The organism is Streptomyces phyllanthi, assembly GCF_009377205.1.
GTDB lineage: Bacteria > Actinomycetota > Actinomycetes > Streptomycetales > Streptomycetaceae > Streptomyces > Streptomyces phyllanthi.
In genome coordinates this window covers 1-3,650 of sequence record NZ_VJZE01000667.1, presented here as the reverse complement: position 1 = coordinate 3,650, position 3,650 = coordinate 1, and the positions used below count along the sequence as shown (strand labels likewise).

Sequence of the window (3,650 nt, the reverse complement as noted above, 5' to 3'; positions counted from 1 at the left end):
CCCCTGATGCGCCACCCCGACCTGCGCACCGAAATCCTCCCCGTGCCGCCGGGACCGCTGCTCGGGGCCGACACCACAGCCGCCTACCCCACCACCGACGTCACTCTGACTCCCGGCACCGTCCTCGCGTTCTACACCGACGGACTCATCGAGGCCCCCGGAACCCACCACGACCACAACCTCACCGCACTCGTCGAAGCCCTCTCCCACGCCGGCCACCAGCTCCAGGACATCGCCGACACACTGATCGACCAAGCCCAGCCACCCGGTAACCGCACCGACGACACCGCTCTGTTGCTGCTGCACATCGAGCCCCGCCCCCGCACAAACACCTGAAACCCGCCGGCTCCCGGACCGATCGCACCTCCGACCAGTTCGGCGGAGGGCGCCGCGCCCGCGGTCGTTGTCCTGCACAGCCGCCACTCCAGGCGAACCCGCCGTGAGCGGAAGGGTCACTGTGATCGCACGGCCGCATGCCCTCGCCCGCCGGCTCTCGGACAGGCACGTCATCACTCATGACAGCCACACTGCCACCCGACCACCTCGACCAAAGACATAGGGGCCCCCGTCATAGCCGTCGCACCTGCAGGGACAGCAGCCCGGAGGGCGGCACGGCCAGCTTCACCGGGCCGCCGCCGGCGGTGTCGAGGCTGTGCTCGCCCGCCACCTCGCCGGTCACGTCGTACGCCGTGCACCGCACATCGTGCGGCCCCCCGTCGGCAAGGTCGAGGACGAGCGCGTCGGCGGCCGTGGCGTTGACGATGTCGACCGTACGGCGCCCGGCCAGGTCCAGCGGCACGGTCCGCTCGGCGTGCACGACGATGGCCTCGCTCTCCGCTGTCGCGGCCCGCACCAGGGGGTACAGCTCATCGGGCCGTCCCGGTTCGAGCTCCCCGTCGACGAGCAGCGGCCGCAGCCTGGCCCACTGCGCGAGCCAGAACTCCAGCGCCTTGTAGTGAGGTTGACTCAACTCACCCAGTTTGCAGGAGAGTTGCGGGGTGGCGTGAAGGACGGCGAGGAGCTGGCGCAGGGCAGCCCGCGGAGTGTGGTCCGGGTCCCACATCAGCATGTCGGAGTGGACGGCGCCGCCGCAGCGCAGCAGCCCGGCGTCCACGGTGCGGACACGGTTGGCGACGGCGTCGGCCGGGCAGTCGGTGGCCCGCAGCAGATTCCCGTACGCGGCCATGCCGTGCCCCAGGTAGGGCTGGCGCAACTCGATGAGGGGCGTGGTGCGGCACAGCGGGGTGAGGGCGTCGCGGATCTCGCCGAGCAGCAGGTCCATGGCGGCGCTGACGTCGCCACGCCCGTCGGCGGCGTAGACCATGGCGTCGTCGAGGAAGTCGAGTTTGAGGCCGTCGAGTCCGTGGTCGCCGACGAGCCGCGCGCAGGTGGCTACCGCGTGGGCGCGCACCCGGGGGTCGCGGGGGTCGAGGACGTGGGCGCCGGGCGCGGTGGGGCTGGGCAGCACGGCGAGCGGGGCAAGATCGGGCCACAGGGGCGAATCGGGTCCGGCCAGCAGGGGGGCCACCCAGGCGATGTACGCCATGCCGAGTCCGCGCACCTCGGCGACGTGCGCGGACAGGTCGGGGAACTTCTCCGTGTCGGTCTGCCAGTCCCCCGCCCAGGCGTAGCCGCGGCTGCGTCCGCCGCGCTGCCAGCCGTCGTCGAGGATGAGCAGTTCGCAGCCGAGCCGGGCCGCGAGCCGCGCCTCGTGGGCGACGGCGTCGGCCGTGACGTCCTGCCCGAGCGCGTACCAGGTGGAGTAGGCGGGACCGCGACCCGCCGGGGGCAGGCCGAGCGGCGGCCGCGCGGCGGTGGCGGTGAGCCGGGCGCGCAGGCGGCGCAGGGCGGTGGCGGGGCTCGGTGCGCGCGGTGCGAGGAACAGGGTGTACGGGCCGGTGGGCGCGATCAGTTCGAGGTGGACGACGAACCGCTTGCCGGCCTCGGAGACGCCGTGGACCAGTCGGGCAGGGGTGACGGGGTCCTGAGCGGCGAAGGCCAGCAGCGTCGCACCGTCGGAGGCGTAGAGGCAGCCGGCGGGTGCGCCGCGTACGAGGGAGGTGGTCACGGGGGCGGACCAGTCGGGCGGCAGGGTGCGCGCCCAGCCACAGGTGGGATGCCAGTAGCCGACGGCGTCCCGCAGGGGGACCGCGAAGCGGATCTCCAGGGCCGCTCCCGCGGGTGCGGTCACGGACAGGGTGAGCACGCCGTCGGACCGTTGCCGTACGTGGGGGCGTACGGGTCTGCCGTCGGCGAGGACCGCGAGGGTGACGTCGTCGAGGAGGGGGGTCGTCGCCGCGGGCGGGCGCTCGGCGGTGGTCACCGCACCGGTGGTCACGGGTTCGGGCTCCTGGGGCTTCGATGGGGCACGGGGGTCGGGTGTGAGGTGGTCGCGGACCGTGGCGTCGCGTCCACCATGGCGGGACCGCGCAGGTCGTCGTGGCTGTCGCCCCGCGGGGCCGCGCCGGTGTGCAGGGCGGTGAGGAGGTCGTCGAGCGCCTCGGCGAGGCCTGGGAACCCGGTGCCGGACGCCGGGTGTTCGATCTGTGGGAGTGGCTTTCCGGCCAGGGCGAGAGCGCGGTCCGCGGCCGCGGCCAGGCGGCGTGCCCGGTCCAGGTCCGCCGCCATGGGTTCCTCGGACGGCACCGGCAGGCCGCGTTCGAGGGCGGCGAGCGAAGTGGCCGAGGGGGCTTCCGGAACCGTGCAGTTGGCCAGTGTGCCGGGGCGCAGGCGGTCCGGGACGTACGGCGGTGGGTCTCCGGTCACGATGCCGCGCAGCGCCTTTGCGCGGGCCCGAGCACGGGCGTGCGGGTCGTCCGTGTCGGCCCGGCCGACGACCGTGACGCGCGCGTCGTCCGCCAGGACCCGCGCGCAGGGGGCCGGTCGGCAGGGAAGGTGGCCCATGGTCATCCCGTCGTCCATGGTGATCCCGTAGGCCGTGGTCATCCCGTCGTCCGTGGTCATCCCTTCGTGGCCCCGCCGGTCAGCCCCTTCACGAACTGCTTCTGCAGCGCGAGGTAGAGCACGAGGACGGGCAGCGTGGCGAGGAACATGAGCCCGAAGACGGTGCCGAAGTCGGCCTGGTACTGGCCGATGGCGCGGTAGATACCGGTGGTCACGGTCGTGCCGGAGCCGGGTCCGAGGATGATCAGCGGGTTGAGGAAGTCGTTCCAGATCCAGACGCCGAAGAAGATGACGCAGCTGGCGGTGGCGGGTCTCAGCAGCGGGAAGACGACCTGCCAGAACGTGCGGAACCAGCCCGCCCCGTCGATCGCCGCGGCCTGCTCCAGTTCAACCGGGACGCCCTTGACGAACCCGGCGAAGACGAACACCCCGAAGGGCACGTAGTAGCCGACGTTGAACAGGACGAGGCCGTGCACGGTGGCCATCAGGTCGAAGGTGCGCAGCACCTGGGTGACCGGCAGCAGGATCACCTGCGGCGGGATCATCAGGCCCGACAGCAGCACGAGCGTGGCCACGCGGCCCCAGCGCGAGGAGGTCCGGGCCAGGTAGTGGCCGAGCATCGCGGAGAGCACGGTGAGAACGGCCACGGACAGGGTGGTGACGATCAGGCTGTTGGTGAGGGAGACCCAGAAGAGGTTGTCGGGCCGGGTCACGACGGACGTCAGGTTGTCCAGGGTGGGCGGGAG

At 72.7% G+C, this 3,650-nt stretch carries 4 protein-coding genes; 1 reads left to right on the top strand and 3 read right to left on the bottom strand.

What is annotated here, in order from left to right:
• Nucleotides 1-336, top strand: a 336-nt coding sequence (locus FNH04_RS43060; RefSeq protein ID WP_152791684.1) for a PP2C family protein-serine/threonine phosphatase, incomplete at its 5' end; no start/stop codon positions are given.
• A gap of 232 nt (nt 337-568) precedes the next feature.
• On the opposite strand, the gene FNH04_RS48355 is transcribed toward FNH04_RS43060, so the two are convergent.
• The 3 genes from FNH04_RS48355 to FNH04_RS43050 all read right to left on the bottom strand — a co-directional run.
• Nucleotides 569-2,338: a glycoside hydrolase family 36 protein gene (locus FNH04_RS48355; protein WP_322725522.1), complete on the bottom strand. Its 1,770-nt coding sequence runs from the start codon at nt 2,336-2,338 to the stop codon at nt 569-571.
• Complete coding sequence (locus FNH04_RS48350; RefSeq protein WP_228031966.1) at nt 2,335-2,964, bottom strand: hypothetical protein; 630 nt, start codon at nt 2,962-2,964, stop codon at nt 2,335-2,337. The genes FNH04_RS48355 and FNH04_RS48350 overlap by 4 nt, the downstream gene beginning before the upstream one ends.
• Nucleotides 2,961-3,650: carbohydrate ABC transporter permease (locus tag FNH04_RS43050; RefSeq protein WP_152791682.1), on the bottom strand; the 690-nt coding region annotated here is incomplete at its 5' end. The genes FNH04_RS43050 and FNH04_RS48350, both read right to left, overlap by 4 nt.

Coding starts and splice junctions, on each gene's coding strand:
- FNH04_RS48350 (WP_228031966.1), bottom strand. CDS start 2,964: ATGACCACGGACGACGGGATGACCACGGCCTACGGGATCACCATGGAC.